The organism is Streptomyces sp. NPDC104581 (assembly GCF_055583685.1).
Genome location: NZ_JBVJNN010000010.1, coordinates 77,626 through 101,677, shown reverse-complemented (window position 1 = coordinate 101,677; position 24,052 = coordinate 77,626). Strand labels below are relative to the sequence as shown.

The 24,052-nt window shown below is 72.3% G+C and carries 21 protein-coding genes; 10 read left to right on the top strand and 11 right to left on the bottom strand.

What is annotated here, in order from left to right:
* Positions 1-199: 199 nt before the first annotated feature.
* Positions 200-985 carry a VOC family protein gene (locus ACZ61E_RS11435; protein WP_469699353.1) on the bottom strand — a complete coding sequence of 262 codons (786 nt, stop codon included), beginning with the start codon at positions 983-985 and terminating at the stop codon, positions 200-202.
* 338 nt (positions 986-1,323) lie between these two features.
* On the opposite strand from ACZ61E_RS11435, the gene ACZ61E_RS11430 reads away from it, so the two are divergent.
* Positions 1,324-1,971, top strand: a complete 648-nt coding sequence (locus tag ACZ61E_RS11430; protein ID WP_469699352.1) for a TetR family transcriptional regulator — start codon at positions 1,324-1,326, stop codon at positions 1,969-1,971.
* A 95-nt stretch (positions 1,972-2,066) separates the two neighbouring features.
* On the opposite strand, the gene ACZ61E_RS11425 is transcribed toward ACZ61E_RS11430, so the two are convergent.
* Positions 2,067-2,645: a TetR/AcrR family transcriptional regulator gene (locus ACZ61E_RS11425; RefSeq protein ID WP_469699351.1), complete on the bottom strand. Its 579-nt coding sequence runs from the start codon at positions 2,643-2,645 to the stop codon at positions 2,067-2,069.
* 106 nt (positions 2,646-2,751) lie between these two features.
* Here ACZ61E_RS11425 and ACZ61E_RS11420 point away from each other — a divergent pair, with 106 nt between their 5' ends.
* Both ACZ61E_RS11420 and ACZ61E_RS11415 read left to right on the top strand, forming a co-directional pair.
* Positions 2,752-3,456, top strand: a complete 705-nt coding sequence (locus ACZ61E_RS11420; protein ID WP_469699350.1) for a pyridoxine/pyridoxamine 5'-phosphate oxidase — start codon at positions 2,752-2,754, stop codon at positions 3,454-3,456.
* A 152-nt stretch (positions 3,457-3,608) separates the two neighbouring features.
* A complete protein-coding gene (locus ACZ61E_RS11415) occupies positions 3,609-4,820 on the top strand; it encodes a flavin-containing monooxygenase (protein ID WP_469699349.1) in 1,212 nt (403 codons plus the stop codon).
* A 70-nt stretch (positions 4,821-4,890) separates the two neighbouring features.
* Here the strand turns inward: ACZ61E_RS11415 and ACZ61E_RS11410 are convergent, their stop codons facing one another.
* Complete coding sequence (locus tag ACZ61E_RS11410; protein ID WP_469699348.1) at positions 4,891-6,243, bottom strand: MFS transporter; 1,353 nt, start codon at positions 6,241-6,243, stop codon at positions 4,891-4,893.
* Positions 6,244-6,561: 318 nt separating this feature from the next.
* On the opposite strand from ACZ61E_RS11410, the gene ACZ61E_RS11405 reads away from it, so the two are divergent.
* Positions 6,562-7,740: a GlxA family transcriptional regulator gene (locus ACZ61E_RS11405; RefSeq protein ID WP_469699347.1), complete on the top strand. Its 1,179-nt coding sequence runs from the start codon at positions 6,562-6,564 to the stop codon at positions 7,738-7,740.
* Here the strand turns inward: ACZ61E_RS11405 and ACZ61E_RS11400 are convergent.
* The 3 genes from ACZ61E_RS11400 to ACZ61E_RS11390 all read right to left on the bottom strand — a co-directional run bounded on the left by ACZ61E_RS11400 (position 7,623) and on the right by ACZ61E_RS11390 (position 9,651).
* A complete protein-coding gene (locus ACZ61E_RS11400) occupies positions 7,623-8,201 on the bottom strand; it encodes an ATP-binding protein (RefSeq protein ID WP_469699346.1) in 579 nt (192 codons plus the stop codon). The two genes, ACZ61E_RS11405 and ACZ61E_RS11400, sit on opposite strands and share 118 nt — an antisense overlap.
* 472 nt (positions 8,202-8,673) lie before the next feature.
* The gene (locus tag ACZ61E_RS11395; protein ID WP_469699345.1) at positions 8,674-9,186 is read right to left on the bottom strand and encodes an EF-hand domain-containing protein; all 513 of its coding nucleotides are present in this window, start codon (positions 9,184-9,186) and stop codon (positions 8,674-8,676) included.
* Between the two features lie 90 nt (positions 9,187-9,276).
* Entirely contained in the window at positions 9,277-9,651 is a 375-nt protein-coding gene (locus tag ACZ61E_RS11390) for an STAS domain-containing protein (protein ID WP_469699344.1), read from the bottom strand.
* 286 nt (positions 9,652-9,937) lie between these two features.
* Between ACZ61E_RS11390 and ACZ61E_RS11385 the strand changes: the two genes are divergently transcribed.
* Positions 9,938-10,519: a sigma-70 family RNA polymerase sigma factor gene (locus tag ACZ61E_RS11385; protein WP_469699343.1), complete on the top strand. Its 582-nt coding sequence runs from the start codon at positions 9,938-9,940 to the stop codon at positions 10,517-10,519.
* 554 nt (positions 10,520-11,073) lie between these two features.
* Positions 11,074-12,489 carry a maleylpyruvate isomerase N-terminal domain-containing protein gene (locus ACZ61E_RS11380; protein ID WP_469699414.1) on the top strand — a complete coding sequence of 472 codons (1,416 nt, stop codon included), beginning with the start codon at positions 11,074-11,076 and terminating at the stop codon, positions 12,487-12,489.
* A gap of 7 nt (positions 12,490-12,496) precedes the next feature.
* Here ACZ61E_RS11380 and purU read toward each other — a convergent pair whose 3' ends face one another.
* Both purU and ACZ61E_RS11370 read right to left on the bottom strand, forming a co-directional pair.
* Positions 12,497-13,384, bottom strand: a complete 888-nt coding sequence (gene purU, locus ACZ61E_RS11375; RefSeq protein WP_469699342.1) for a formyltetrahydrofolate deformylase — start codon at positions 13,382-13,384, stop codon at positions 12,497-12,499.
* Positions 13,385-13,491: 107 nt separating this feature from the next.
* Complete coding sequence (locus ACZ61E_RS11370) at positions 13,492-13,938, bottom strand: SCO4402 family protein (protein ID WP_469699341.1); 447 nt, start codon at positions 13,936-13,938, stop codon at positions 13,492-13,494.
* 174 nt (positions 13,939-14,112) lie between these two features.
* On the opposite strand from ACZ61E_RS11370, the gene ACZ61E_RS11365 reads away from it, so the two are divergent.
* Complete coding sequence (locus tag ACZ61E_RS11365) at positions 14,113-15,426, top strand: ABC transporter substrate-binding protein (RefSeq protein ID WP_469699340.1); 1,314 nt, start codon at positions 14,113-14,115, stop codon at positions 15,424-15,426.
* 66 nt (positions 15,427-15,492) lie between these two features.
* On the opposite strand, the gene ACZ61E_RS11360 is transcribed toward ACZ61E_RS11365, so the two are convergent.
* A complete protein-coding gene (locus ACZ61E_RS11360; protein WP_469699339.1) occupies positions 15,493-17,190 on the bottom strand; it encodes a hypothetical protein in 1,698 nt (565 codons plus the stop codon).
* Between the two features lie 333 nt (positions 17,191-17,523).
* On the bottom strand, positions 17,524-18,906 hold the full coding sequence (locus ACZ61E_RS11355) for a transcriptional regulator (RefSeq protein ID WP_469699338.1): 1,383 nt from the start codon (positions 18,904-18,906) through the stop codon (positions 17,524-17,526).
* 326 nt (positions 18,907-19,232) lie between these two features.
* Between ACZ61E_RS11355 and ACZ61E_RS11350 the strand changes: the two genes are divergently transcribed.
* From ACZ61E_RS11350 to ACZ61E_RS11340, 3 genes are all read left to right on the top strand, one after another.
* Positions 19,233-19,919: a bifunctional DNA primase/polymerase gene (locus tag ACZ61E_RS11350; RefSeq protein WP_469699337.1), complete on the top strand. Its 687-nt coding sequence runs from the start codon at positions 19,233-19,235 to the stop codon at positions 19,917-19,919.
* 76 nt (positions 19,920-19,995) lie between these two features.
* A complete protein-coding gene (locus tag ACZ61E_RS11345) occupies positions 19,996-20,898 on the top strand; it encodes an ABC transporter ATP-binding protein (protein ID WP_469699336.1) in 903 nt (300 codons plus the stop codon).
* Positions 20,895-22,640 carry a transporter gene (locus ACZ61E_RS11340; protein WP_469699335.1) on the top strand — a complete coding sequence of 582 codons (1,746 nt, stop codon included), beginning with the start codon at positions 20,895-20,897 and terminating at the stop codon, positions 22,638-22,640. The genes ACZ61E_RS11345 and ACZ61E_RS11340 overlap by 4 nt, the downstream gene beginning before the upstream one ends.
* Positions 22,641-22,835: 195 nt before the next feature.
* Here ACZ61E_RS11340 and ACZ61E_RS11335 read toward each other — a convergent pair whose 3' ends face one another.
* Positions 22,836-23,699, bottom strand: a complete 864-nt coding sequence (locus ACZ61E_RS11335) for an alpha/beta fold hydrolase (RefSeq protein WP_469699334.1) — start codon at positions 23,697-23,699, stop codon at positions 22,836-22,838.
* Between the last annotated feature and the right edge of the window lie 353 nt (positions 23,700-24,052).

The following is a 24,052-nucleotide window of genomic DNA, read 5'->3' as shown; positions in this document are numbered from 1 at the left end:
CTTCCTGTCTGGCTCGATGGTTGCGAACCCGGGGGCGGATCGGGGTGTCTCACCCTGTTTCGGACAGGAAATGAGCGAACGACCTCGTACGGGGTGAGTATCACGCCCGTATGAGTGTTGACGCGTACGGACCAACGCGGGTTGCGCCGCGCCACGTCCGACACCGCGCGCCGATCCACCGGGGATCACGGGACAGCCCTCAGGCCGCCGCCGGCTCGGCGAGCAGGGCGAAGGCCGCGCCCTGGTTGTCCGCGACGACGGCGACCCGGCCGTAGGGGGTGTCGGCGGCGGACTCCCTGACCCGGCCGCCCAGCCGTACGGCGTCGGCGACCGTCTCGTCGCAGTCGGCCACGGAGAAGTAAACGAGGAAATGCCCCGGCATCTCCTTGGGAAATGCGTCGGTGATCACACTTCGCCCGCCGATCGCGGTGTCACTGCCCGGCTCGGAGCCCTGCGGGGACCACGTGCGGTAATCGACCGGTTCGCCCGGCAGGTCCTTGCCCACGAAGCCGAATACCGACTCGTAGAAGAGGTCGACGCTCTCCTTGTCCCTCGTATAGACCTCCGCCCAGCAGAAAGATCCGGGCTCGCCCTGCTTTTCGAAGCCGGAGAACGCTCCCGGCTGCCAGAGGCCGAAGACCGCGCCGCCGGGATCGACACCCTGCGCCATCGTGCCGTACGGCCCCACGGGTGCCGGATCCCTCACCATTCCGCCGCCCGCCTCCTTGATTCGCGCACTGAGCGCGGCGGCGTCAGATGTCGCGAAATAAACGCCCCAGGCGGTCGGCATACGCCCGTCCTGCTTCGCCGCGAGTGCGGCCACTCGCTTTCCGTCACTGAATGCATTCGTATAGTGCCCGTATGCCGCGCCGCCGTCCGCGCCGAATGTCCAGCCGAACAGCTCGCCGTAGAAACGCTTGCCCGCCCGGACGTCGGGAAGCGACACATCCACCCAGCACGGCGTGCCTTCCGCGAATGCGGCCATGAACCCGGATCCTTCCTTCGTGTGCGCACCGCCCGAGCGGCACCCGTTCCGGCCACGCTAATGGCGCATTTCGCCCGGCGCAGGGCGGGGCAAATCGAACAATTGACTAATTGCCTCCCGGTGAGGGCCCGTGCGCGCTGAGTTGTCCACCGAAGTTGTCCACAGGCTGTTGATAACACTTTCCCTGTTCACAGCCGCCCGACGGGCACTCCCCCACCCCGCCTGAACGGCCCCCAACCGCCCCCGAAGCGCCTTTTACGGCCCCCGCGATCAGCGGGCGGTTCCCCATTTGCACTCGGCCGAATCGCGCTCCGATCCCCCCTCGGTAAGCTGACGGCATGACAGGACAAGTGCGTACCGTCGACGGCCGCGTGGCCGGTCGGCGCGGCCAGGCGACGCGGCAGAAGCTGCTCGACTGCCTCAGCGAGATGCTCAGCACCTCGCCGTATCGGGACGTCAAAGTCATCGACGTGGCCCGGAAGGCAGGCACTTCACCCGCGACCTTCTATCAGTACTTCCCGGACGTCGAGGGCGCCGTCCTCGAGATCGCCGAGGAAATGGCCAAGGAGGGTGCCGGATTGACCGGACTGGTCTCCGGCCGCTCCTGGGCGGGGAAAGCGGGACGCCAGACGGCGGAAGAACTCGTGGAGGGATTCCTCGACTTCTGGCGCAAGAACGACGCGATCCTCAGGGTCATCGATCTCGGCGCCGCCGAGGGCGACAAGCGGTTCTACAAGATCCGTATGAAGATCCTGAGTTCCGTCACCAACTCCCTTACGGATTCCGTGAAGGAGCTCCAGTCCAAAGGCAGGGTCGACAAGGACGTCAACCCCGCCGCGATGGCCGGTTCACTGGTCGTCATGCTCGCCGCGGTGGCGGGGCACCAGAAGGGCTTCCAGACCTGGGGCGTGAAGCAGGCCGAACTGAAGCCGAATCTGGCGCTGTTGGTCCATCTGGGCATCACGGGCAGGAAGCCGGCGAAGTAGCCGCGCCCGCGGGGCACGGTACGGGCGTGCCCCTCACTCCGTCCTGTCACGCCGGCGGCGGATCAGTTCGCTGATCCGCCGCCGGCGCTCCCGTCTCACGGACCGGACGGCAGTACCCGCTCCACCATGTCGCCGATCAGCCGCGCGGCCTCCTCCTCCGAGAAGACACCGGGCAGCGTGAGCCGCTCCACCACCAGCCAGTTGGCGGCCAGATAGAGCATCTTTACCGCGTCGGCGTCACCGGGCAGACCGGACGCCAGATGCCCCTCGACATTCGCCTCGACGTCCTTGACGACGCGTGCGGTCAGTACGGCGCGCAGCTCGGGGCGCCGGGTGGCCTCCAGCCGCAGTTCGAGCAGCGCGAGGAACCCGGTCCGGAACGCGGTGACGCGCTCCACCACCTGCCGTACCAACTCCGCCGTCCGCTCACGGGTGTTGGGTCCGGCGAACAGACCGGCGGCGGTGGCCTCGTCCGGGATCAGCCGCTCGTAGATCCGGTGGCCCACCTGATTGAGCAGCTCGTCACGGCTGGTGAAGTAGTTGGACGCGGTGCCCTTGGGTACGGCCGCCTCGGCGTCGACGGCCCGGAAGGTCAGTCCGCGGGCACCTTCGCTCGCGAGCACTTCGATGGCGGCGTCGACGAGCGCCGAGCGCCGGGCCAGGTTCTGTCGCATCGGGCGGTCACACCTCTTCGCGTTGACACCACTTCAAGCGTAGTACTACATCGTAGGTGGTGGTCGGTGCCCGGTACGGCCGGGACCGGCGCGGTTGAATGGGCCCATGAGCGACGACGAGGCCGATGAGCGGCAGGCGTTCCGGGCGGCCCTGCCGAAGCTGCGGGTCTGGGACACCGAACTGCCCGCGTTCGATCCGGCGACGGCGCCCGACGCCCCGCTGACGCTGTTCCACCGGTGGTTCACCGACGCGGTCGCGGCCGGGCAGACCGAACCGCACGCCATGACGCTCGCGACCACCGACACCGACGGGCGGCCCGACGTACGCACCCTGCTGCTGCACGACGCCGATGAGCGCGGCTGGCACTTCGCCTCGCACGCCACCAGCGCGAAGGGCCGCCAGCTCGCCGCTCGGCCGTGGGCCGCGCTCGGCTTCTACTGGCCCGCGCGGGGGCGGCAGATCCGGGTACGGGGCACGGTCAGCGCCGCCGGGCCCCGGGAGAGCCGGGCCGATCTGGACGTCCGGTCCACCGGGGCGCTGGCCTCGGCGCTCACCGGGCGGCAGAGCGAAGTGCTCGGCTCCACCGAGGAGTTGGCGCGCGCGTCCGAGGCGGCGTGGGAGCGGGCACGGGCCGATCCGCAGGCGCCGGCCCCGACCTGGACGCGGTACGTGCTGGCCGCCGACGAGGTCGAGTTCTTCCAGGGCGACGCGCACCGCCGCCATGTCCGGCTGCGCTACCGCCGTACGCAGTCGGAACCGGGCGCGGGCGCGGACGGCGGCGACTGGTCCCGCGAGCTGCTCTGGCCCTGAGGAGTTCCCGCGTGCGGGGCGCCTGATTCACGCCGACTTTCACCGTGGATTCAGCCTCCACTCGCAGGACTTACCCGTACGTGACCGATTCGCAATCGATTCCCATCTTGACCGAGACCCAACAAGTGCCCACTCGATTACGCTCAGCTCTCATGCCCAGCGACATCGACCTCACCAACGACCGCCCCGTGTACGTCATCGGCGGCGGCCCTGGCGGTCTCGCCGTCGCCGCCGCCCTCCGCGCACAGGGCGTACGAGCCGTGGTGCTGGAGAAGTCCCCGGCCGTCGGAACCTCCTGGCGCGGTCACTACGACCGGCTGCGTCTGCACACCACCCGCAGGCTGTCCGCGCTGCCGGGCCTGCCGATGCCGCGCTCCTTCGGCCGCTGGGTCTCGCGCGACCACATGGTCCGCTATCTGGAGAAGTACGCGGAGTTCCACGGCCTGGAGATCGTGACCGGCGTCGAGGTCACCAGCATCGACCGCTCGGCGGACGGCGAGAGCTGGCTGCTGCGCGCGACCGGCGGCCGGGAGCTGACCGGCAGCGCCGTCGTGGTCGCCACCGGCTTCAACCACACCCCCCGGCTGCCCTCGTGGCCGGGTGCGGAGTCGTACGGGGGCGAGCTGCTGCACGCGAGTGCGTACCGCAACCCCCGTCCGTACGCGGGCAAGGACGTCCTGGTCGTCGGCGTCGGCAACACGGGCGCGGAGATAGCCGTCGACCTGGTGGAGGGCGGCGCGGCGCGGGTGCGTCTGGCGATCCGTACCGTCCCGCACATCGTGCGCCGCTCCACCGCGGGCTGGCCTGCGCAGCGCACCGGCATCCTGGTCCGGCGGCTGCCGACGCGGCTGGTGGACCGGGCCGGCGAGATCATGTGCCGGATCTCGGTGCCCGATCTCGCGGAGCGGGGGCTGCCGCGCCCCGACACCGGGCTGTACTCACGGGTGCGCGAGGGCGCGATCCCGGTGCAGGACGTGGGGCTGATAGCGGCGGTGCGCAAGGGGCGGGTCGAACCGGTCGCGGCGGTCGATTCGTTCGACGACGGCAAGGTGGTGCTGGCGGACGGCTCGCGGATCTCCCCCGAGGTGGTGATCGCCGCGACCGGCTACAGCCGGGCGCTGGAGGGCCTGGTGGGGCATCTCGGCGTACTGGACGAGCGGGGGCGCCCGGTGGTGCGCGGCGCGCGCACGTCCGAGCGGGCACCGGACCTGTACTTCACGGGCTTCACGAATCCGATCAGCGGGATGCTGCGGGAGCTGTCCAGGGACGCGGAGCGGATCGCCAAGGCGGTCGGGACGAAGGCGCTGAAGGCGAAGGCGCGCAAGTCGAAGGCGCCGAAGGAGAAGCCCGTCAGGGCGGGCTGACCGACAGGACGCGCCGATCGTAGAGGCGCCGCAGATCGCGGAGGCGCCGGCCCTGGAGGCGCGCCGTCCCTCAGACGGCGCCGACCGTGGCGGTCCCGGACCTGCTCCTGATCAGCAGCGCCATCAGCGCGGCCGCCGCGCACAGCGCGCCCGAGCCGTACCAGACCATGTCGTACGAGCCGGTGACGTCCCGCACCATGCCGCCCGCGAACGCGACCACCCCGGCACCGACCTGGTGCGAGGCGAGCACCCAGCCGAAGACGATCGCGCTGTCGGCGCCGTAGTACTCGCGGCACAGGGCGATGGTCGGCGGGACGGTCGCGACCCAGTCCAGACCGTAGAAGACGATGAAGAACAGCATCGGCGGCCGGACGTCCGCACCACCCTGCACGAGCAGCATCGGCAGGAAGAGCAGCGAGACACCGCGCAGCGCGTAGTAGACGGCGAGCAGCCGGCGCGCGTCGAAGCGGTCGGTGAACCACCCCGAGGCGATCGTGCCGATGATGTCGAAGACACCGATGACGGCGAGGAGCGAGGCGGCCGTCGTGATCTGCATGCCGTGGTCGTGGGCGGCGGGGATGAAGTGGGTCTTGACCAGGCCGTTCGTGGAGGCGCCGCAGATCGCGAACGTCCCGGCGAGCAGCCAGAAGGGGCCCGTGCGGGCGGCGTCGAACAGCACGGTGACGGCCCGCCGCGCCGCGCCGGTGACAGGGGGCGGCTTGGGCTTGAACTCCTCGGAGCCGTACGCGGGAAGGCCCACGTCCGCCGGGTGGTCGCGCAGCAGCAGCCAGACGAAGGGGACGACGACCAGGGCGGAGAGCGCGACGGTGACGGCGGCCGGGCGCCAGCCGTGGTTCTCCACCAGCCAGGAGAGCAGCGGCAGGAAGACGAGCTGCCCGGAGGCGCCGGCGGCGGTGAGGATGCCGGTGACGAGACCGCGCCGGGCGACGAACCAGCGGTCGGTGACGGTCGCCGCGAAGGCCAGGGCCATCGAGCCGGTGCCGAGGCCGACGAGGACGCCCCAGTAGAGGACCATCTGCCAGGCGGCGGTCATGACGACGGTGAGCGCGGAGCCGGTCGCGATGACGGTCAGCGCGACGGCGACGACCCGGCGTATCCCGAACCGGTCCATGAGCGCGGCGGCGAACGGCGCGGTCAGCCCGTACAGCGCGAGATTGACGGAGACCGCGAACCCGATCTCGCCGCGCGACCAGTCGAACTCGGTGTGCAGCGGATCGATGAGCAGGCCGGGCAGTGAGGCGAACGCGGCGGCGCCGATGATGGTCACGAAGGTCACGGCGGCGACGAACCAGGCCCGGTGGATACGGGGCCGGGGCCGGCCGCGCGGGGCCGGGGTCGGGGCCGGGGCCTCCGCCGGCAGTTCTGCTGGTGTCTCGGCTGTCTGTGTCACGCCAAGAAGCATCGGCGCCGGGGACGCACCGGACGAGTGGCCCGAAGGCCAGCGGTCAATAGGATCGGGCCACGGCCCGCGAGGCGCCGCCCCGAACGACGCGAACGACGGCTACGGTCTGTCCGCCCCGGTCGCCGGGCAGGGGGTCTCGGGCCGCGCGGCGGGGGGGCGCCAATGGGCGGACCACGCGGCGCAGTTCGCGGATCGGGCGGGCAGTTCGGATTTCGCGGATTTGCCGGCCGGCCCGGGAATGGCGGGGTCTCTCGGACGCTTGGCAGTCACGGAGTCGACAGATATCAAGAGCTGGTCTGGACCACCAGGGGATTTCGTATGACGGACAGCACGACCACCACGGCCGGGGCCGCCGGGGCGGCTGGGGCGGACAGCGCCGGTACGGACAGCGCCGCCGGGCCGGACCGGGAGCACGCGCGGCCGGTGAGCGACGCCGCACGGCCGCGCCACCGCGTCGTGGTCCTGGCGCTCGACGGGGTCCTCCCGTTCGAACTGGGCATCCCCCAGCGGATCTTCGGCCGCGCCAAGAGCCCCGAGGGCGGCCCGCTGTACGACGTGGTCACCTGCTCGGTCCGCCCGCCGGGCCCGGTCCGTACGGACGCGGATTTCGACATCCTCGTCGAGAACGGCCCCGAGGCCATCGCGACCGCCGACACGGTACTGATCCCCGCCTCCTACGAACTCGGCCCGGTCTACGAGGAGGGCGTCCTCACCGACGAGCTGACCGCCGCCCTCGCGCATCTGCGGCCCGGCACCCGGCTGGTCTCCATCTGCACCGGCGGCTATGTGCTCGCCGCAGCCGGGTTCCTCGACGGCCGGCCGGCCTCCACGCACTGGTCGTCGGCCGCCCACTTCCAGCGGACCTTCCCCCGGATCAGGGTCGACGCGGACGTGCTCTTCATCGACGACGGCGACGTCCTGACCTCGGCGGGGGTCGCCGCCGGGATCGATCTCTGTCTGCACATCGTGCGCCGCGACCACGGCACGGCCGTCGCCAACGACGTCGCGCGGCATACGGTCGTCCCGCCGCACCGGGACGGCGGCCAGGCCCAGTACATCCGGCGTCCCGTTCCCGACGCGCAGTTGGCGACCACCACCAAGGCCAGGGCCTGGGCGCTCGCCCGGCTCCACCAGCCGATCCAGCTGCGGGACATGGCGGAACAGGAATCGATGTCCGTACGGACGTTCACGCGCCGCTTCCGCGAGGAGGCCGGGATCAGCCCCGGCCAGTGGCTGGTCCAGCAGCGGGTCGAACGGGCGCGCCATCTGCTGGAGGCGACGGATCTGTCCGTCGACCGGATAGCGCGGGAAGCGGGATTCGGTACGGCGCAGTCCATGCGCCAGCATCTCCAGGCGACGCTCGGTGTCGCGCCGACGGTCTACCGGCGGACGTTCCGCGCGGTCGCCTTCGACGAGCCGTCGGCCCCGGCGGTGGGCCGGTCCCTGTCCCGCCCCGGTTCCACGGTCCGGGAAGTCACCGACAGGTCGACCGCGTAGTGCCCGAGCCCGTCGTGCCGTGCGGGCGCCGGAGCCTCGTACTCCACCGCCGGCTCCGTCTCGGACCGGTCCACCTCGCACCAGATCCGCTTGCCCGAGCCCTCCGGCTGCCAGCCCCACCGGTCGGCGAGCCCGTCGACCAGCTCCAGGCCCCGCCCGTTGGTGTCCTCACCCTGCGCGTGGCGCGGACAGGGCGGACGGGCACTGGTGTCGGCGACCTCGACCCGTACGGTCCCGGCCTCGGCGGCCCCGGACCCGAAGAGCATCCGCAGCACGGCCGGACAGCCGGTGTGCACGACGGCGTTGGTGACGAGCTCGGAGATCAGCAGGATCAGCGTCTCCGCCAGTGGCTCGTCGTCGTTCAACCCGGAGCCGATGAGCCGCGACCGCGCCCACCGGCGGGCCCGGCCGACCTCCGCCGGATCCGCTCCGACCTCCAACTGCACCTGAAGAACCTGCACCGCTCACACCATCCGAACCGGCGGGCACATCGCCTCGCGCCTCGACAAGGTCCACGACAAGGTCACAGAACGTGATTCCCTTGTGGGACAGCATGGTTGACGTACAGTCACCGCAACAAGCGCTTCGGGCATATTCCAACGCGAAGGAGTACGCGTGAGGCATACTGTGCGACGCGCTCTGCGGGTAGTCGAACAGCGGCGCCTCCGCCGCCTCCGTACCGTGCGATCGGCGGGCATTCCCCGGTCCGGCGCCGCCGTCCTGGCCGCACCGGATCCATCGCGCCTCACCACCGCTCGCACCCGAGCGAGCGTACCGGAGCCCGCCGCCGACTCCGGCCCGTGACGGGTCATCAGCAGGACACAACCCGGTATCGGCATGTGCGAATGCCATGCCGTCACCCAAAGTAACGCTCTCCGGTACGGCTCCGCCCAGCAGCGCCGGGCGGTGCCGGACCCCGGTCCGTCCCGCGGTCTACGGCTCCGGCGTCACGTAGTACGAGGCGAACGCCGCCAGGATCTCCTCCTCGGTGATCCGGCCGTCACCGTCCCCGTCCAGGCCTCCGGCGGCCTGCGCGGCCACGTCCGGCTCCGTGCCCAGTACGCGCAGCACGCGCTCGGCCGCCGCCGGTGTCACGCCGCCGCCGTCCTCGTCCGCGATGGCGATCACCGCGTGCAGGAAGGGCCGGGCGATCTCCGCGAAGCGCTGGGCGCTGTCCCGCAGCCTCTTCGCGGCGCCGGTGATGAATTCCTGCCGGGTGACCCGCTGGTCACCGTCGACGTCCGCGATCCCCGCCATGCCCTGCCAGAAAGCCTCGGCCCCGCTGTAGAGGGCCTGCCCCTTGTCGGATCGTGCGGTGACGCCGAACTCCGCGAGCAGTGCCGCTGCCGCTCCGCTGAAGTCCTCGCGGTCGATGTAGCCGTTGCCGTCCTGGTCGAAGGCGGCGAACCGGGAGGCGATCTTGCCCTCGTACTCTGCGCTGTCCATGCCTGGGAGCGTACGACGCCGCGGGGTCACCATGTGAAGGCTTCGGGTCTGTCCGGCGGACGGGCCCCCGGGCCGCCGGGCGGCCGGACCTCAGGCGGAGAGGGGCCGCGCCTCCTCGTCGACGGCGTCGGAGACGTCCGAGTAGACCTCGAACAGGCTGCGCACACCGAGAGCCGCGAGGACGCGGTTCACGTGCGAGCCGTCCTCCGCGCCGTGGGCGGGCAGGATCAGATGCAGCCGTCCCTGGCAGGAGCGCATCAGCTTGCGGGAGGCGATCAGGACGCCGACACCGCTGGAGTCGCAGAAGAAGACCTCGGACAGGTCGAGCACCAGCTCGCGCCGGCCGGCCGCGACCGCGTCGTGGACGTGCTGGCGGACCACGGGCGAGGTCACGAGATCCAGTTCCCCGGTGATGTGCAGCACCGTCCACAGACCGTGCTCGTCCTCTTCCACCTTGAGCGTCACACCTGGACCTTCCCTCGTACCGAACCGGAGACCCTGTACGGAGTTCCGGACTCCGGTTCCGCACCGGAGGTCGTCCCTCTTCTTCGCGGCTGCCCGACTGACCTCGTATGAAACACAACGCTTCCGTCCCCGCGCCATTCCTTATCATCGCGAGCGGCCTCCGGGGGCGCACTTGACGCAAAGGGGCGCACTTCGATGACACTGGCCAGTACATTCGGAACGGCGGGGTCGGGCCGCGGGTCGGATCACAGGTCGGATCACGGAGCAGTCACAGGCTGGGGGTCTCATGGCGAAGGACACACCGCCCCGCTGGGACCGCCGGATGCAGCAGCGGCTCGCACGGGGCGAGGCCGCCGCGCTCGGTGAGCTGTACGACCGCTTCGCCTCGCTCGTGCACGGCATCGCGCACCGGGTCCTCGACGACGACGAGGCCGCCGACCGGATCACCCGCGAGGTCTTCGGCTACGTGTGGGAGAACCCGGAAGTCTTCGACCCGAAGCAGGGCTCGATGCGGTCCTGGATCGCCAAGCTCGCCCGCGTCCAGGCCGTGAGCCGGCTGCGGCAGCAGGAGACGGCGGCCCATCGGGCGAGCGGCGGGGGCGACGCGGAGGAGCTGGAGCAGAGGATCCACGACGCGTCGGCCGCCGCACGCGCCGACTACATCGTCACCTCCATGCCCGCGCCGCTGCGCGCCGCGCTGGACCTGGCGTACTTCCAGCGCCGCGACTACCGGCAGACCGCGGCCGACCTCGGAGTCACCGAGGACGAGGCGCGGCGCCGGCTGCGGCTCGGTCTGCAACTGCTCTCGTCGGCGAACACCCGCCCCCTGGAGGGCTCGTCGCCGCCCGGAAACGGACGGTCACTGTGAACGGGCCGTTCGACGGGGGCAGGAACGGCGGCCGAGGTGGCGCCGACGAGCCCGACGACGTACGCGGAATCCCGCGCATACCCGGCCAGCGCGCCGCCGCGGACGACCTCGATCCGCCCGCGACGGACGAACTGCGCCGGGCCGTCGAACGCAACGCGCGCGCCGCGCGGGCGCCGGAACAGGACCATGAACGGGAAGAACCGGACGAGCCGGATGCGACGGACGAGACGGCCGAGACACACGCCGCGGACGAAACGACCCTGGACTCCCACCCGGCCCCGGACACCGGCACGGGCTCCCGCCCGGACCCGGTCCCAGACGCCGGCCGGGGCCGGGACGAGGACGACGCCCCGGGCACCGACCCGCACCCGCACCCGGACACCCGCCCGGGCGCCGGCCCCGACGCCGCCCCGGGCTCTGGCTCGCACGCTGACCTGGACGCCGCCCCGGACCCGGACCCGGGCTGGGACCAGGACCCGGACCAGGACGACGGCCCGGACACCCGCCTGGGCTTCGACCCGCACTCGGACCTGGGCACTGCCCCCGACGCCGGCCTGGGCTGGGGCCCGGACGCAGGTTCGGTCAACGGCCCGCACCCGGATCCGGACGTCAGCCCTGACACCCGCCTGGGCACCGGCCCGTACCCGGACGCCCGCCTGGGCAGGAGCCCGGCCGCAGGTTCGGACGCCGGCTCGCACGCTGACCTGGACGCCGCCCCGGACCCGGACCCGGGCTGGGGCCAAGGCCCGGATCCGGGCGTCGGCGCAGGGGCGTACGTGGGCCACGGGGCGTCGGCGGAGCCCGCGCATCCGCCCGAACCCGCCGGGGAGCAGGGGATGACCGGCGGGCGGCCGGTGGAGCCCGCCGGGCCGCCGCCCTCGCACTCCGTGCTGAAGTCGCTGCTCGGCGCCTGGGCCCTGGCGGCCTGCTCGGCCGAGGAGACGAGGCACGTCGAGGACCACCTCACCGAGTGCGCGCCCTGCGCCGATGAGGCGCTCAGACTGCGCGACGCCGTCGGCCTGTTGCAGGCCGACCGCAACCTCGATCTCCCTCCGCTGCTCCGCTCCCGCGTGCTGGAGAGCTGCCTCGACCGCAGGGCGGCGCGTATCCCGGTGCCGCCGTGGGCCACCCCGTACGACGCCGAGACCGCCCGGCTCGACGCGCTGCTGCGCGACTTCGGGGACGCGGAGTGGCACGCGCCGCTCCAGCTCAGGTGGTTCGACAAGGAGGGGCCCGCCTCACGGCGGGCCACGGTCGCCGGGGTCATCGGGCATCTCATGACCGTCGACGGCCTGGTCGCCTCGGCGCTGGGACTCGACGATCCACTCGGTGAGTCGGCGCCGCAGTCGCCGGCCGACCGGACGGAGGCGTTCTGGCGCAGGGCGCATCCGCCGACCACCCGCACGATCCGCGAACCGTGGCGCGACCAGAGCCACACACTGATCAGGACGGTCTCCTTCGCGGGCCGCGGTGTGTCGGAACTCTCCGTCTCGTACGGCGAGTTCGCGCTGCCGCTGCGGGACGCCATGATCGACCGGGCCTTCGAGTGCTGGATCCACGGGGTGGACATCGCCGACGCGGTGGACTACCCGTACCCGGCGCCGAGCGGCCCGCATCTGCACGGGATGATCGATCTCGCCGCGCAGCTCATCCCGTCCGCCCTCGCGGCCCGCCGCCGCGCGGGCCTGGCCCTGCCCGCCCGTCATCTGGTCGTGCCGGGGTCGCCGGGGCGCTCGCTGCATCTGGAGGTCGAGGGCGCGGGCGGCGGGAACTGGTACATCGCGCTGGACTCACCGGCCGCGGTCGGCACCGCGGAGCGCGCGGTGGCCCAGGTCGCGCTGGACGGGATCGAGTTCTGCCAGCTGGTCGCCGGGCACATCTCGCCGGAGGAGGCCGCGGCCGGCCAGGACGGCGACCGCGAGGCGATCCGGGACGTGCTGTTCGCGGCGGCCTCGCTGAGCCGGCTCTGACCGCCGGCTACCCGAAGATCACCGTGCGGCGGCCGTTCAGCAGGATCCGGTGCTCGGCATGCCACTTGACCGCGCGCGCCAGTGCCTGGCACTCCACGTCGCGGCCGATCGCGACCAGCTGCTCCGGGGTGACCTCGTGGCCGACGCGCTCGACCTCCTGCTCGATGATCGGCCCCTCGTCGAGGTCGGCCGTCACGTAGTGCGCCGTCGCGCCGATCAGCTTCACACCACGGGCGTGCGCCTGGTGGTACGGCTTCGCGCCCTTGAAGCTCGGCAGGAAGGAGTGGTGGATGTTGATGATCCTGCCGTTCAGCTGCTTGCAGAGATCGTCGGAGATGACCTGCATGTAGCGGGCCAGCACGACCAGTTCGACGTCCTCCGCGCGGACCAGCTCCAGCAGCTCGGCCTCGGCCGCCGCCTTGGTGTCCTTGGTGACGGGGATGTGGTGGAAGGGGATGTCGTACGAGGCGACCAGCTCGGCGAAGTCCGTGTGGTTGGAGACGACGGCGGCGATGTCCACGGGGAGCGCGCCGGTCCTCGACCGGAAGAGCAGATCGTTCAGGCAGTGGCCGAACCTGCTGACCATCAGGACGACCCGCATGCGTTCCCCGGCGCGGTGCAACTGCCAGTCCATCCGGAAGGAGTCCCCCACGGCGGCGAAGCTCGCGCGCAGCTTCTCCACGGTCACCGGCACCTCGGCCGAGAAGTGGACCCGCATGAAGAAGAGACCGGTGTCGCGGTCGCCGAACTGCTGGCTGTCCTCGATGTTGCACCCGGTCATGAAGAGGAAGCTGGACACGGCATGCACGATGCCCTGTCTGTCCGGGCAGGACAGCGTCAGGACGTACTCGTCGGACGGGGCGGGCCGGGCGGCGGGCTGCTGCGGGGAACTCATGACCCCAGAGGATTCCACACGGGCCCCGTACGGGCCGGTCGTGACCGCCAGGCGGACCCCGTCCGGATCAGGCCCTCCGACTCGGGTCGGGCCCCTCCGACTCCGGGTCAGGCGGACCGCGTCATGATCCGCAGCACGTCCAGCGAGCGCGGCACCGTGTCCGGGTCCTCGCCGTCGTTGACGGCCAGCCGTACGTGCGCCTCGCGCGCCGCGCGCACCGCCTCCGGCCAGCCGTGGTGCTCCAGATACACCGAGATCGGGGCGTCCGGCCCCACCTGGTGCATGATCCGCAGCACCCGCAGGACGGCGACGTCGACCAGCGCGGCCTCGCCGGAGTCACGGAAGATCGTCCCGACGTACTTCTCCGCCGACCAGTTGTCCAGCCAGGTGTCCTCGACCAGCCGGTACACGGCGTCGGTGACGTCGCCGTACCCCTCACGGCCGGCCAGCCAGAACTCCTGGTGGAAGACGGGATCGGAGAGCATGTGCAGCGCCGAGCGCACATTGCTGCGCCAGCGCCACCAGGGAATGTCATTGAGCGGCATGTCGCCCATGGTGGAGGAGCGACGGCCGCGACGGGAAGAGTTCTCCGAACCTTGCTGCACAGGAGTCGATCGTACGGTCCGCCCCGAGGCGCTCACGCCGGCCCCCGCAATTCACCTCGCCGTCATGTCCGGTTGAACGACCTCCACCTGGCAGTTACCCATAGGCCGGAAGTGTGCGGATACATGACCGGTAGGCAGCAGCGCTCCTCCTCGCCCCGCCCCTTCCACCGGAATCCGGTGGTCCGCGCCCTGTGCACGGTCACGGCCGGGGCGGCGGTGGTCACCGGGTGCGGCGTACTCCCTGGTGGGCCGGGGGGCTCCAGGGAGCCCGTCACCGTCATGACATGGGCGCCCGAGGGCACGGCGGCGACGAACGTGCCGGGCATGCCCGCCATGGCCAAGGCATACGCGCGCTGGGTCAACGCGTCCGGCGGTATCGACGGTCACGAGCTGCGGGTCCTGACCTGCAACGAACGCAACACCTCCGCGGGCGCCGCCGACTGCGCGCGGCTGGCGGCCAAGGAGGAGGTCACGGCCGTCGTCGGCTCGTACAGCCAGCACGGCGACGCGTTCATGGCGCCGCTGGAGGCGGCCGGAATCCCGTACCTCGGCGGCTACGGCATAGCCGAGCGGGAGTTCTCCAGCTTCGTCTCGTACCCGGTCAACGGTGGTCAGGCGGCGCTCCTGGCCGGCAACGGGATGCAGCTCGGCGGGGAGTGCGGCCGGGTCTCCCTCGTGCGTCCGGACACGATCACCGGCGACGCGATGCCGGAACTGCTCAACTCCGGTCTGAGCAAGGGCGGCAAGGGCGGCGGCGACGCCGGTCGGGGCGGGAGCGACAAGGCGACGGACATCCGCGCGGCCGAGGACGCCACCGACTACACCGCCCCGGCGGAGCGGGCGCGGGACAGCGCGTCCGACGGCTGCGTCACGGCGGTGCTCGGCGACCGTACGGAGACGTTCTTCGACTCCTACCGGCGGCTCCCCGACATCGGCGCGGACATTCGCATCTCCTCGGTGCTGGGCAGTGTCGGCCAGCCCCTGGTGGACCGCACGGGCGGTTCGAAGGGCGTCTTCGAGGGCGCGTACGTCACGGGCTGGTACCCGCAGGCGTCGGATCCGGCGTGGGGGCCGATGCGGGAAGTGATCCGCGAGCACGCGTTCGGCGACGACAGCATCGACCCGGCGGACCCGGGCGTGCAGACGACCTGGATCGCCTACACCGCGCTCAAGTCCGTCGTGGAGTCGATCGACCGGGACACGATCTCCTCGGCCACGTTCTCGCACGCGCTGGACAAGGGCGCCGAGGTCGAAACGGGCGGCCTCACCCCCACACTGCGCTGGCGCTACGAGGACATGCTCGGCTCCCCCGGCTTCCCGCGCATCGTGAACAGCGAGGTGACCTTCCAGGTGGTACGCGAGGGCCGGCTGGTCTCCCTGAAGGACGGCTTCGTGGACGTCCGCGGAACGCTCAGCGACGGGGGGCCGCGGGCGTAACGCGGTGTTCCCGATCGCCGGACGGGGTCATTTCGGGCCCGTCCGGCGATCGGGGACCGCACACCGTCACAGCTCCGTCGGGGCGCGTTCCGTGAGGCCGTACTTGGTCGCGATGCCGTTCCAGAGGACCGATGCCTTGCGCTTGGCCGCCGTTGCCTCGCCGCTCGCGGCGTGGCCCTCGGAGGCCGCCTTCGTCGTACGGGCCTTGCCGCCCTTGCAGCCCTTCTTGGTCTTCGCCTCGCCCGCCCAGGTCGCGTAGTGGTCGTCCGCCGAGGCCGACGCCTGCCACGCCCTGGTCAGGGAGGACGACAGCTGGCCGTGCTGGGGCAGCTTGTCGAGGGTCAGTTCCTTGAGGCGGGCGACCAGGTCGCGGCGCTGGTCGGCCGCGCCCTGGAGGTCGCTGACCGCCTTGTCCAGGTTCTCGCAGGTCTTGATGGACTCGACCGCGCTGATCACCGCGGCCCGGCTGTCGTTGCTCTCGGCGAGGAGCTTGTCCAGCTCCTCGGCCTGGGGCTTGGCGGGGTCGGCCGGCTGTTCGTCCTCACCCTGGCCCGAGGGGGAACTCTCCGACGACACCGTCTGGTTGTTGTCCTGCTTCTTGGAGTCGTCCCCGCTCATCAGCCAGCCCGCGCCCAGTCCGAGTACGGCGCAGCCGACGACGACCGCGGCGATCAGCGGGATCGGTGAGGACCTGCGGCGCCCGGCGGCCCGGCCGGGTGGGCCCGGTGGCTCCTGCGGGCCGCGCGGCGGCTGCCCGTACGGGGGCGGTGCGCCGCCCTGTCCGTGGCCCTGACGCGGGTGGCCCTGACGGCCCCTGCCCCGGACCGGACCGGCGCCCGGGCCCATGGCCGGATCGAACTGCGGGAGTTGCTGTGTCTCGTCCGGGACCTGGCCCGCGCCGGGGGCGTCGTTGCGGAAGAGGCTGTCGAACTCGGCGGGCGGCTGGCGGTCGCCGGGGGCGCCGGGCCTGATGCCGTACGGAGCGCCGGGGGGCGCGGCCGGGATGTCGGCCGGGCCCTGGGCGGGGACGGGCGCGATGAACTGCGTGGCGTCCGCGTCCGACGTCGCCCGGTCGGGCACGGGCGGCAGGCCGGTGCCGAGGTACTGGGTGGATTCGGCGGGCCGCTCGGGCGGCAGCCCGCCGGGGTTCTGGCCCTGGTGGTACTGCGGCGGCACCGGCGGTATGTACTGGGTGGCGTCCGAGGAGCCGGCGGCGGGCACGGGCGGTATGTACTGCGTCGCGTCCGCGCTGCCGAGGGGGCCGCCGGGGGCGGCCGGGGGCGGTGTCTCGGCCGGCAGGGGCTGCGCACCGTACGTGCCACCCTGCGGGGCGCCGTAGTGCTGCTGCGGCGGCAGCGGCTGGGCCGGGGGCTGCTCGGGCGGCAGCGGCTGCTGCGCCTGGTACTGCTGCTGTTGCTGAGGCGGCTGGTACTGCTGCGGGGGCGCCTGCGGGTAGCCGTAACCCCCGCCTCCGTACGCTCCCGTCGCGTCGTACGACCCGTGGGCGCCCTGATCCGGCAGCGGCGCCTGCGGCGGCGGCAGTTGGTGCCCCGACTGCCCCTGTGGCTGTCCCTGTGGCTCCGGCTGAGGCGCCCCCGGCCCCCAGGGCTGCCCCCACGGCTGACCGCCCGCCGGGGCGGACTGGTCGGCGTTCTGGGCGCCGGGGATCAAGGGGGGACCGCCGTCGGCGGGCAGCACGATGCCTTCGTGCGCGGGCCGAGCGGCAGGCGACTGCGGCTCGTCCCTTTGTCCGCTTTGCGTCACCGGGACTCCTAGTGTGGACCTACGGAATCGTCAGTTCACGCTACCGGGTGAATCAGGGGCCCTGCTACGCGCCCGGAATCAGTCACCACGACCCGTGTTCAGGACAGCCGCCGGGGTGCGGGCCGGTCGGGCCGGCCGCGTCCGGCGGCCGGAGGGCGCCCGGGAACACCGGGGAAGGCCCGTCCCCGCCGGTCACGGTCCCGCCGCCCGAGCCGCGCCCCCCGCACCAACGGCCTCGCCGTCAACACGGGGTGACGGCCGTCCGGTGGCCGTACGACGCCGACGCGAGCGCCGTACGGCCCTGCGAAGGGCGGAAGTTGTAGCGAAGCCGTGTCACGCGGCCTGTGTCTCCAGCCGGGCGCTGAACTCCCGCACCGCGGACTCCGTGCCGTACGGCTCCAACCGCTGCTGGAGATCGTCCAGATACTCCGCACCTCTGCTGGAGCGCAGCGTCCCGAGCAGCTCCGCCGCACGGGTGCCCGTACGGCACGCCTCCTCCACCTCGCGCTGCTGGACCTGCGCCGTCGCCAGCAGCACCAGGCCGATCGCACGCCGTCTCGACCGGGACTCCGGATGCCCGGCCAGCGCGTCGGACGCGTGGCGCGCCGCCGCCTCGGGCTGCCCCAGATCGCGGTAGCAGTGGGCCAACTCGTCGGCCAGATAGGCGTGGTCGTAGTGCGCGATCCACACCGGGTCGTCGCCGCCCTCCGGATCCGCGTGCTCCAGCGCCGTCAGGGCCCGGCCCGCGACCGCGTGGCACTGGCTCGCGTCGCCCATCAGCGCGTGCCCCCGCGCCTCGGCGGCCAGGAACATGGCCTGCGCCCTGGGGGTGACATGCCCCCGCGCGCCCTCCTGCGCCGCGCGCGCCAACTGGGCGATCTCGCGCGGGTTCCCGAGCTGGGCCGCGAGATGGCTCATGGACGCGGCGAGCACATAGCCGCCGTATCCCCGGTCCCCGGCGGCCTGCGCGAGCCGCAGCGCCTGGATGTAGTACCGCTGCGCGAGACCCGGCTGCCCGGTGTCCACCGCCATGTACCCCGCCAGCTCGGTGAGCCGGGCGACGGCGGCGAAGAGTCTGCGGCCCACCGATTCCCGGTACGACCCCGTGAGCAGGCCGGACACCACGCTGTTCAGATAGTGGACGACGACCGGGCGGACATGGCCGCTGCCGAACCGGTGGTCCAGATCGACCAGGGCGGACGTCATGGCGGCGACCGCCGCGACGTCGGAATCCCCCACCCGGGCACCGGTGTTGCGCGCCACCGACGCGTCCGCGCCGGTGATCAGCCAGTCCCGGCTCGGCTCGACGAGCGCCGACGACGCCACCGCCGACCCGGACAGGAAGTCACGCCGGCCCACGTCGCTGCGCCACAACTCGCAGACCTGCTCGATCGCGCCGACGACCGTCGGCGAGAACTGGAGCCCGATGCCCGAGGCGAGGTTCTTGCCGTTGGCCATCCCCAGCTCGTCGATCGTGACCGTCCGCCCCAGCTTGCGGCCCAGCGCCTCGGCGATGATGCCGGGGGCCCGGCCGCGCGGCTGCTGGCCACGGAGCCAGCGCGCGACGGACGTCTTGTCGTAGCGGAGGTCGAGGCCGCGTTCGTTCCCGACCATGTTCACCCGGCGGGCGAGGCCGGCGTTGGAACAGCCCGCTTCCTGGATAAGTGTCTGCAGCCGTTCGTTCGGCTGACGGGCGACGAGAGGTCTGGCTGCCAATGGATGCCCCCTGTGGCCGCGGTGATCGCTGAGCGATCACTGCCCGGCGGAAACGCAGTAAATGCGTGCGATGGTCGAAATCAGCAATCTTCGGTAACTTTCGGGAAACGCCGCCCGCTTGGCACCGAGATATGTGTGATCCGCCTCACGCCTCGCGCCTCCCCGATGGCAACCCCCGGTCACCGGTTGTGGTTACCCATCGACACGCCGCAACCTCGCGCGCGCCCCCGCCCATGCACCAGTGCGCCCCGCGTGCGGGATCGATGCGCCGTCGTGACGCTCCGCGGCGCCCGTAACCCGAGGTGTGGGCGGGAGTTGTGTTCAGCGTGGACAAGAGCATCGGAGTGACGGGCGTCACAGACGCCGCGCAGATCCCCCAGCAGCGGAGCGAGCCGCTGCTGGACAGCGCCGTGCGGTACGCGGAGGAGCGGCACTGGGACGTGTTCCCCGGCACCTGGCTGGAGGCGGTGGACGGCGGGGAACGCTGCTCGTGCGAGCGTGCCGACTGCCCGGCCCCCGGGGCGCATCCGACGAGGCCGGACTGGGCGGCGCAGGCGACGGGCAGCGGCGTCGCGGCGCGCAGGCTGTGGTCGAAGCACCCGTGTTCCTCGGTACTGCTGCCGACGGGCCGCACGTTCGACGCACTCGACGTACCGGAGTCGGCGGGATTCCTGGCGCTCGCCCGGACGGAGCGGATGGAGACGACGCTCGGGCCCGTCACCCGCACCCCCGAGCGCCGGATGCTCTTCTTCGTACTGCCGGGCGGCTCGGCCAAGGTGGACGACCTCGTACAGAAGCTGGGCTGGTCCGCGTCGGCGATCGATCTGGTGGCCCACGGCGAGGGGCGGTACGTCGCAGCGCCGCCCACACGTGTCGGCGGCTACGGCGCGGTGCAGTGGGTCCGGCGGCCCACCCCCGCGAACCGCTGGCTCCCGGACGCCGAGGAGCTGATCAGCCCGCTGGCGTACGCCTGCGGCCGGGACGCGGCGGCGGCACGGGCCCGGCGGACCTGAGAGGGCCTTGTCCGGGTGCCGCCCTATGGTGGGTCCTCTCGACATCCCGAAGAGGAACACCGAAGGGCAGTGCGGCATGCCGGATCACGTACCGGACCGAGCGGCGGAGCAGACAGGGCGGCAGACGGCGGCCGGGCGGGAGACCGCCGGGCCGGAGGCGCGGGAAGCGGCGCCGGACACGGCGGGCGGGGCGGGCGGGGCGCGGACGGCGGCGGGGCCCGCCGTCCGCGTCGAAGGGCTCTGGAAGCGCTTCGGTGAACAGGTCGCCGTCGCCGGGATCGATCTCGATCTGCCCGCCGGCCAGTTCGTGGGTCTCGTCGGCCCGAACGGCGCGGGCAAGACCACCACGCTCTCCATGGTGACCGGCCTGCTGCGGCCGGACATGGGCCGCGTCCAGGTCGCCGGACACGACGTCTGGGGCGATCCCGTCGCGGTCAAGGCCAGGATCGGGGTACTGCCCGAGGGGCTGCGCCTGTTCGAGCGGCTCTCCGGGCGCGAACTCCTCGGCTACACCGGGCGGTTGCGGGGGCTGCCGGGCGACGAGGTCGACAAGCGCGCCACCCAGCTCCTGGACGTACTGGACCTGGCGGGCTCGCAGCACAAGCTGGTCGTGGACTACTCGACCGGTATGCGCAAGAAGATCGGTCTGGCCTCGGCCCTGCTGCACAACCCCGAAGTCCTCTTCCTGGACGAGCCGTTCGAGGGCGTCGACCCGGTGTCCGCGCAGACGATCCGCGGTGTCCTGGAGCGCTACACCGAGTCCGGCGCGACCGTCGTGTTCTCCAGCCACGTGATGGAACTGGTCGAGTCGCTGTGCGACTGGGTCGCGGTGATGGCCGCGGGCCGTATCCGCGCGCAGGGGACGCTCGCGGAGGTACGGGGCGACGCGCCCTCGCTCCAGAACGCCTTCCTCGAACTGGTCGGCGCGCAGGGCCGCGACGCCGGTGAGTCCCTGGACTGGCTGGGCGGTGCCCGATGAGCGCGGAGGCACCGGCCGGCGGTACGGGTCTGCCCGGGACGCCGGGCGACGCCGTGTCCGCTCCGTCGTCCGGGATCGACGCCGGTACCGGTGCAGGTGCCGGTGGGCCCGTGGGTGCCGTCGGCTCGGGTACGACGCCCGTCGCCACCCTCGGCACCCGCGCCCTCGTCCCGGTCTTCGTACGGCTGAAGCTGTCGCTGCTGCGCAACGGGCTGCGGCAGTCCTCCGGCCGTACCGCCGCGTACGTGGTCTCCGTCGTCTTCGCCCTGCTCATCGCGGCGGGCCAGCTCCTGGGACTGATCCTGCTGCGCGGGAACGAGGGCGCGGGCACACTCGTCGTCGTGCTGACCGCGGTCGTCGCCCTCGGCTGGGCGATGCTGCCGCTGTTCTTCCCGAGCGGCGACGAGACGCTCGACCCGAGCCGGCTCGTGATGCTGCCGCTGCGGCCCCGCGCGCTGATCGGCGCGCTCCTCGCCGCGTCCCTGGTCGGTATCGGACCGCTGTTCACGCTCTGTCTGGTGCTGGGATCCGCGATCGCCGTGGCGCACGGCGGAGCCGCGATCGCGCTGTCGGTCGTCGCCGTGCCGCTGACGCTGCTGGTGTGCCTGGCGCTGTCACGCGCCATGGCCGCGGCGAACATCCGGCTGCTGACCTCGCGCAAGGGCCGGGACCTGGCCGTACTGAGCGGTCTGGTGATCGCGGTCGGCATCCAGTTCGTCAACTTCGGTGTGCAGAAGCTCAGCGAGGCCGGCGGGCTGTCGGCGCTCGACCCGGTCGCGGACGTCCTGCGCTGGCTGCCGCCCGCGTCGGCGATCGGCGCCGTGGACTCGGTGAGCGACGGCGCGTACGGGGCCGCCGCGCTGCAACTGCTGCTGTCGCTGGCCGCGTTGGCCGCGCTCGTGTACGCGTGGCAGCGGTCGCTCGTGAAGCTGATGACCGCCCCGGACGGCTCGACGATCGCCGCCTCCGGACCGGCCCGCAAGGAGTCGGCGTCCGGACCGGGCCGGCTGCTGCCCGAGGGGCGCACGGGCACGGTGATGCGGCGGAGCCTGCTGTACGTGTGGCGCGACCCCAAGACCAAGGCGGCGTGGATCACTTCGCTGGCGATCGGGCTGATCGTGCCGCTCATCAACGCCCTCCAGGGCAACGGCTCGATCTATCTCGCGTGCTTCGCGGCGGGGATGCTCGGCATCCAGATGTACAACCAGTTCGGGCAGGACACCTCCGCGTTCTGGATGGTGGCCCTGACGATTTCCTCCACCCGTGACGCGTATCTGGAACTGCGCGCGCGGGCCTTCGCCCTGCTGGTGATCACCCTGCCGTACTCGGCCCTGGTGACGGTCCTGACGGCCGCGCTGCTCGGCGACTGGCGGGCGCTGCCGGAGGCGCTCGGGCTCTCCTTCGCGCTGCTCGGCGCGATGATGGCGACGGGCGCCGTGGCCTCGGCCCGGTTCCCGTACTCGATCCCGCAGGACAGCGGATACAAGAACGTCGCTCCGGGGCAGGGCGGGCTGGCGTGGATCTCGATCCTCGGCGGCATGCTCGGCGGCGCGCTGCTGTGCGCGCCGGTGATCGGGCTGACGATCGGGCTGCACGTGTCGGGCGCGGAGGGTCTGACGTGGCTCGTACTGCCGGTGGGGACCGCTTACGGCGCGCTGATCACATGGGCCGGGGTGAAGCTGGCGGCGCCACAGACCGCGTCGAGGCTGCCGGAGATCCTGGCGGCGGTCAGCAAGGGCTGACCACGGGACCCTCGCCGGGTTTCGGCCTCGGGCCGCGCGTGCCGTCGGCGCCGCGAAGCCCGGGTCGGCCCGGCGCCGGGCAGGAGTGTCCGGACCTGCCGGCCGGCGCCGTACGCGTCACGATCCGGATCACCCCGCAACGGCTCACGGGCAACTCGGCCGCCCGACAGGGGAAGTCCGGGCCGGTCGCCGCCGTTACGCCGTCAACGCGCCGTCCAGGAACGGCTCTATCGCGGCGTGCCAGGCGTCCGGCCGGTCGTAGTGCGCGAGATGGCCGGCGTCCGTCACCTCCGCGTACCGCCCGTGCGGCAGGACGCGGACCATCTCGTGCGCCTCCGCGCGACCCAGCTCGCCGTCCAGGCCGCGCACCACCAGCGTGGGGCAGCGGACCTGGGCCAGCTCCTCCCAGTGCGCGTCGTGCACCCAGGTCTCGCGGGAGACGAGCATCTGCCGGCGGGAGAAGACCGGCCGCCAGCCGTCGGCGCGCTCGGCCATCACCTCGGCGAAGTACTCACCGCGGCCGGGGCTCGGCCGCTCCAGCCAGGGGTCGTCCTCGCCGAACCACTTCCGTACGTCGGCGAGCGTCGCGAACGGGACGGGCCAGGTGCGGAACCAGTCGGCCCACTCCCGCTGCGACGCCGCCCCCAGCGCGGACGCCCGCATGTCGCAGATGATCAGCGCACCGACCAGGTCGGGACGCTTCGCCGCCAACTGCCAGGCGGTGAGCGCTCCCATGGCGTGGCCGACGAGGGTGACGGGCGCGAGACCGAGCTGCTCGATCGCGGCCTCGGCGTCCGCCACATACGCCTCGCGCGTGTACCGCGCTTCGGGCGGCTTGTCGCTGCGGCCGTGGCCCCGCTGGTCGAGCGCGACCGCCCGGTGACGCCCGGACAGCCGCCGCGCGGTGGCCGCCCAGTGCGAGGCGCGGCCCATCAGACCGTGGAGCAGCAGCACGCCGGGGCCGCGCCCGGTCCCGGCCGGCTCCTTGGGAGGATCGGCGAACTCCCAGGCAGCGAGCCGCAGCCCGTCGAATCCGGTCACATCGATGCGCTGCACCATGTGTCCTGGCACCCCCTTCGGTCCTGAGTGGTCGAGTCGATGGCACCGGCCCGATGTCGTGCCGTTCGGTGCTGTGCCGTTCGGTCGCGCGACTCCCCCAGAGTATCGAACTCTCATTCGAAAACTGGGTCCTGGCGTGCAACACCGCTCGTTCGAGTGACGGTGGTCAACGATTGTCCGGAGCGCCGGAGGGGAGATCTTCTCCGGGAGGCGGACCACTCGGGGATGAGGGTCCGTGGGGACCGACCCTGGGAGCTCGGGGCTCCGGGTCGGAACAGGGGAGGACAGGCCCCGGCGCCGCAAAGCGCCGGGGCCCTCACCACTCTCGCGGCGGGCACAGCGAAAAGCATCAG

Bases quoted from the DNA above. Each gene is read 5' to 3' on its own strand.
- ACZ61E_RS11410 (WP_469699348.1), bottom strand. From the start codon at position 6,243: ATGCTTCTTGGCGTGACACAGACAGCCGAGACACCAGCAGAACTGCCG.
- ACZ61E_RS11345 (WP_469699336.1), top strand. From the start codon at position 19,996: ATGCCGGATCACGTACCGGACCGAGCGGCGGAGCAGACAGGGCGGCAG.
- ACZ61E_RS11395 (WP_469699345.1), bottom strand. From the start codon at position 9,186: ATGGACAGCGCAGAGTACGAGGGCAAGATCGCCTCCCGGTTCGCCGCC.
- ACZ61E_RS11370 (WP_469699341.1), bottom strand. From the start codon at position 13,938: ATGGGCGACATGCCGCTCAATGACATTCCCTGGTGGCGCTGGCGCAGC.
- ACZ61E_RS11340 (WP_469699335.1), top strand. From the start codon at position 20,895: ATGAGCGCGGAGGCACCGGCCGGCGGTACGGGTCTGCCCGGGACGCCG.
- ACZ61E_RS11365 (WP_469699340.1), top strand. From the start codon at position 14,113: ATGACCGGTAGGCAGCAGCGCTCCTCCTCGCCCCGCCCCTTCCACCGG.
- ACZ61E_RS11385 (WP_469699343.1), top strand. From the start codon at position 9,938: ATGGCGAAGGACACACCGCCCCGCTGGGACCGCCGGATGCAGCAGCGG.
- ACZ61E_RS11405 (WP_469699347.1), top strand. From the start codon at position 6,562: ATGACGGACAGCACGACCACCACGGCCGGGGCCGCCGGGGCGGCTGGG.
- ACZ61E_RS11430 (WP_469699352.1), top strand. From the start codon at position 1,324: ATGACAGGACAAGTGCGTACCGTCGACGGCCGCGTGGCCGGTCGGCGC.
- ACZ61E_RS11435 (WP_469699353.1), bottom strand. From the start codon at position 985: ATGGCCGCATTCGCGGAAGGCACGCCGTGCTGGGTGGATGTGTCGCTT.
- ACZ61E_RS11335 (WP_469699334.1), bottom strand. From the start codon at position 23,699: ATGGTGCAGCGCATCGATGTGACCGGATTCGACGGGCTGCGGCTCGCT.
- ACZ61E_RS11420 (WP_469699350.1), top strand. From the start codon at position 2,752: ATGAGCGACGACGAGGCCGATGAGCGGCAGGCGTTCCGGGCGGCCCTG.
- purU (WP_469699342.1), bottom strand. From the start codon at position 13,384: ATGAGTTCCCCGCAGCAGCCCGCCGCCCGGCCCGCCCCGTCCGACGAG.
- ACZ61E_RS11425 (WP_469699351.1), bottom strand. From the start codon at position 2,645: ATGCGACAGAACCTGGCCCGGCGCTCGGCGCTCGTCGACGCCGCCATC.
- ACZ61E_RS11415 (WP_469699349.1), top strand. From the start codon at position 3,609: ATGCCCAGCGACATCGACCTCACCAACGACCGCCCCGTGTACGTCATC.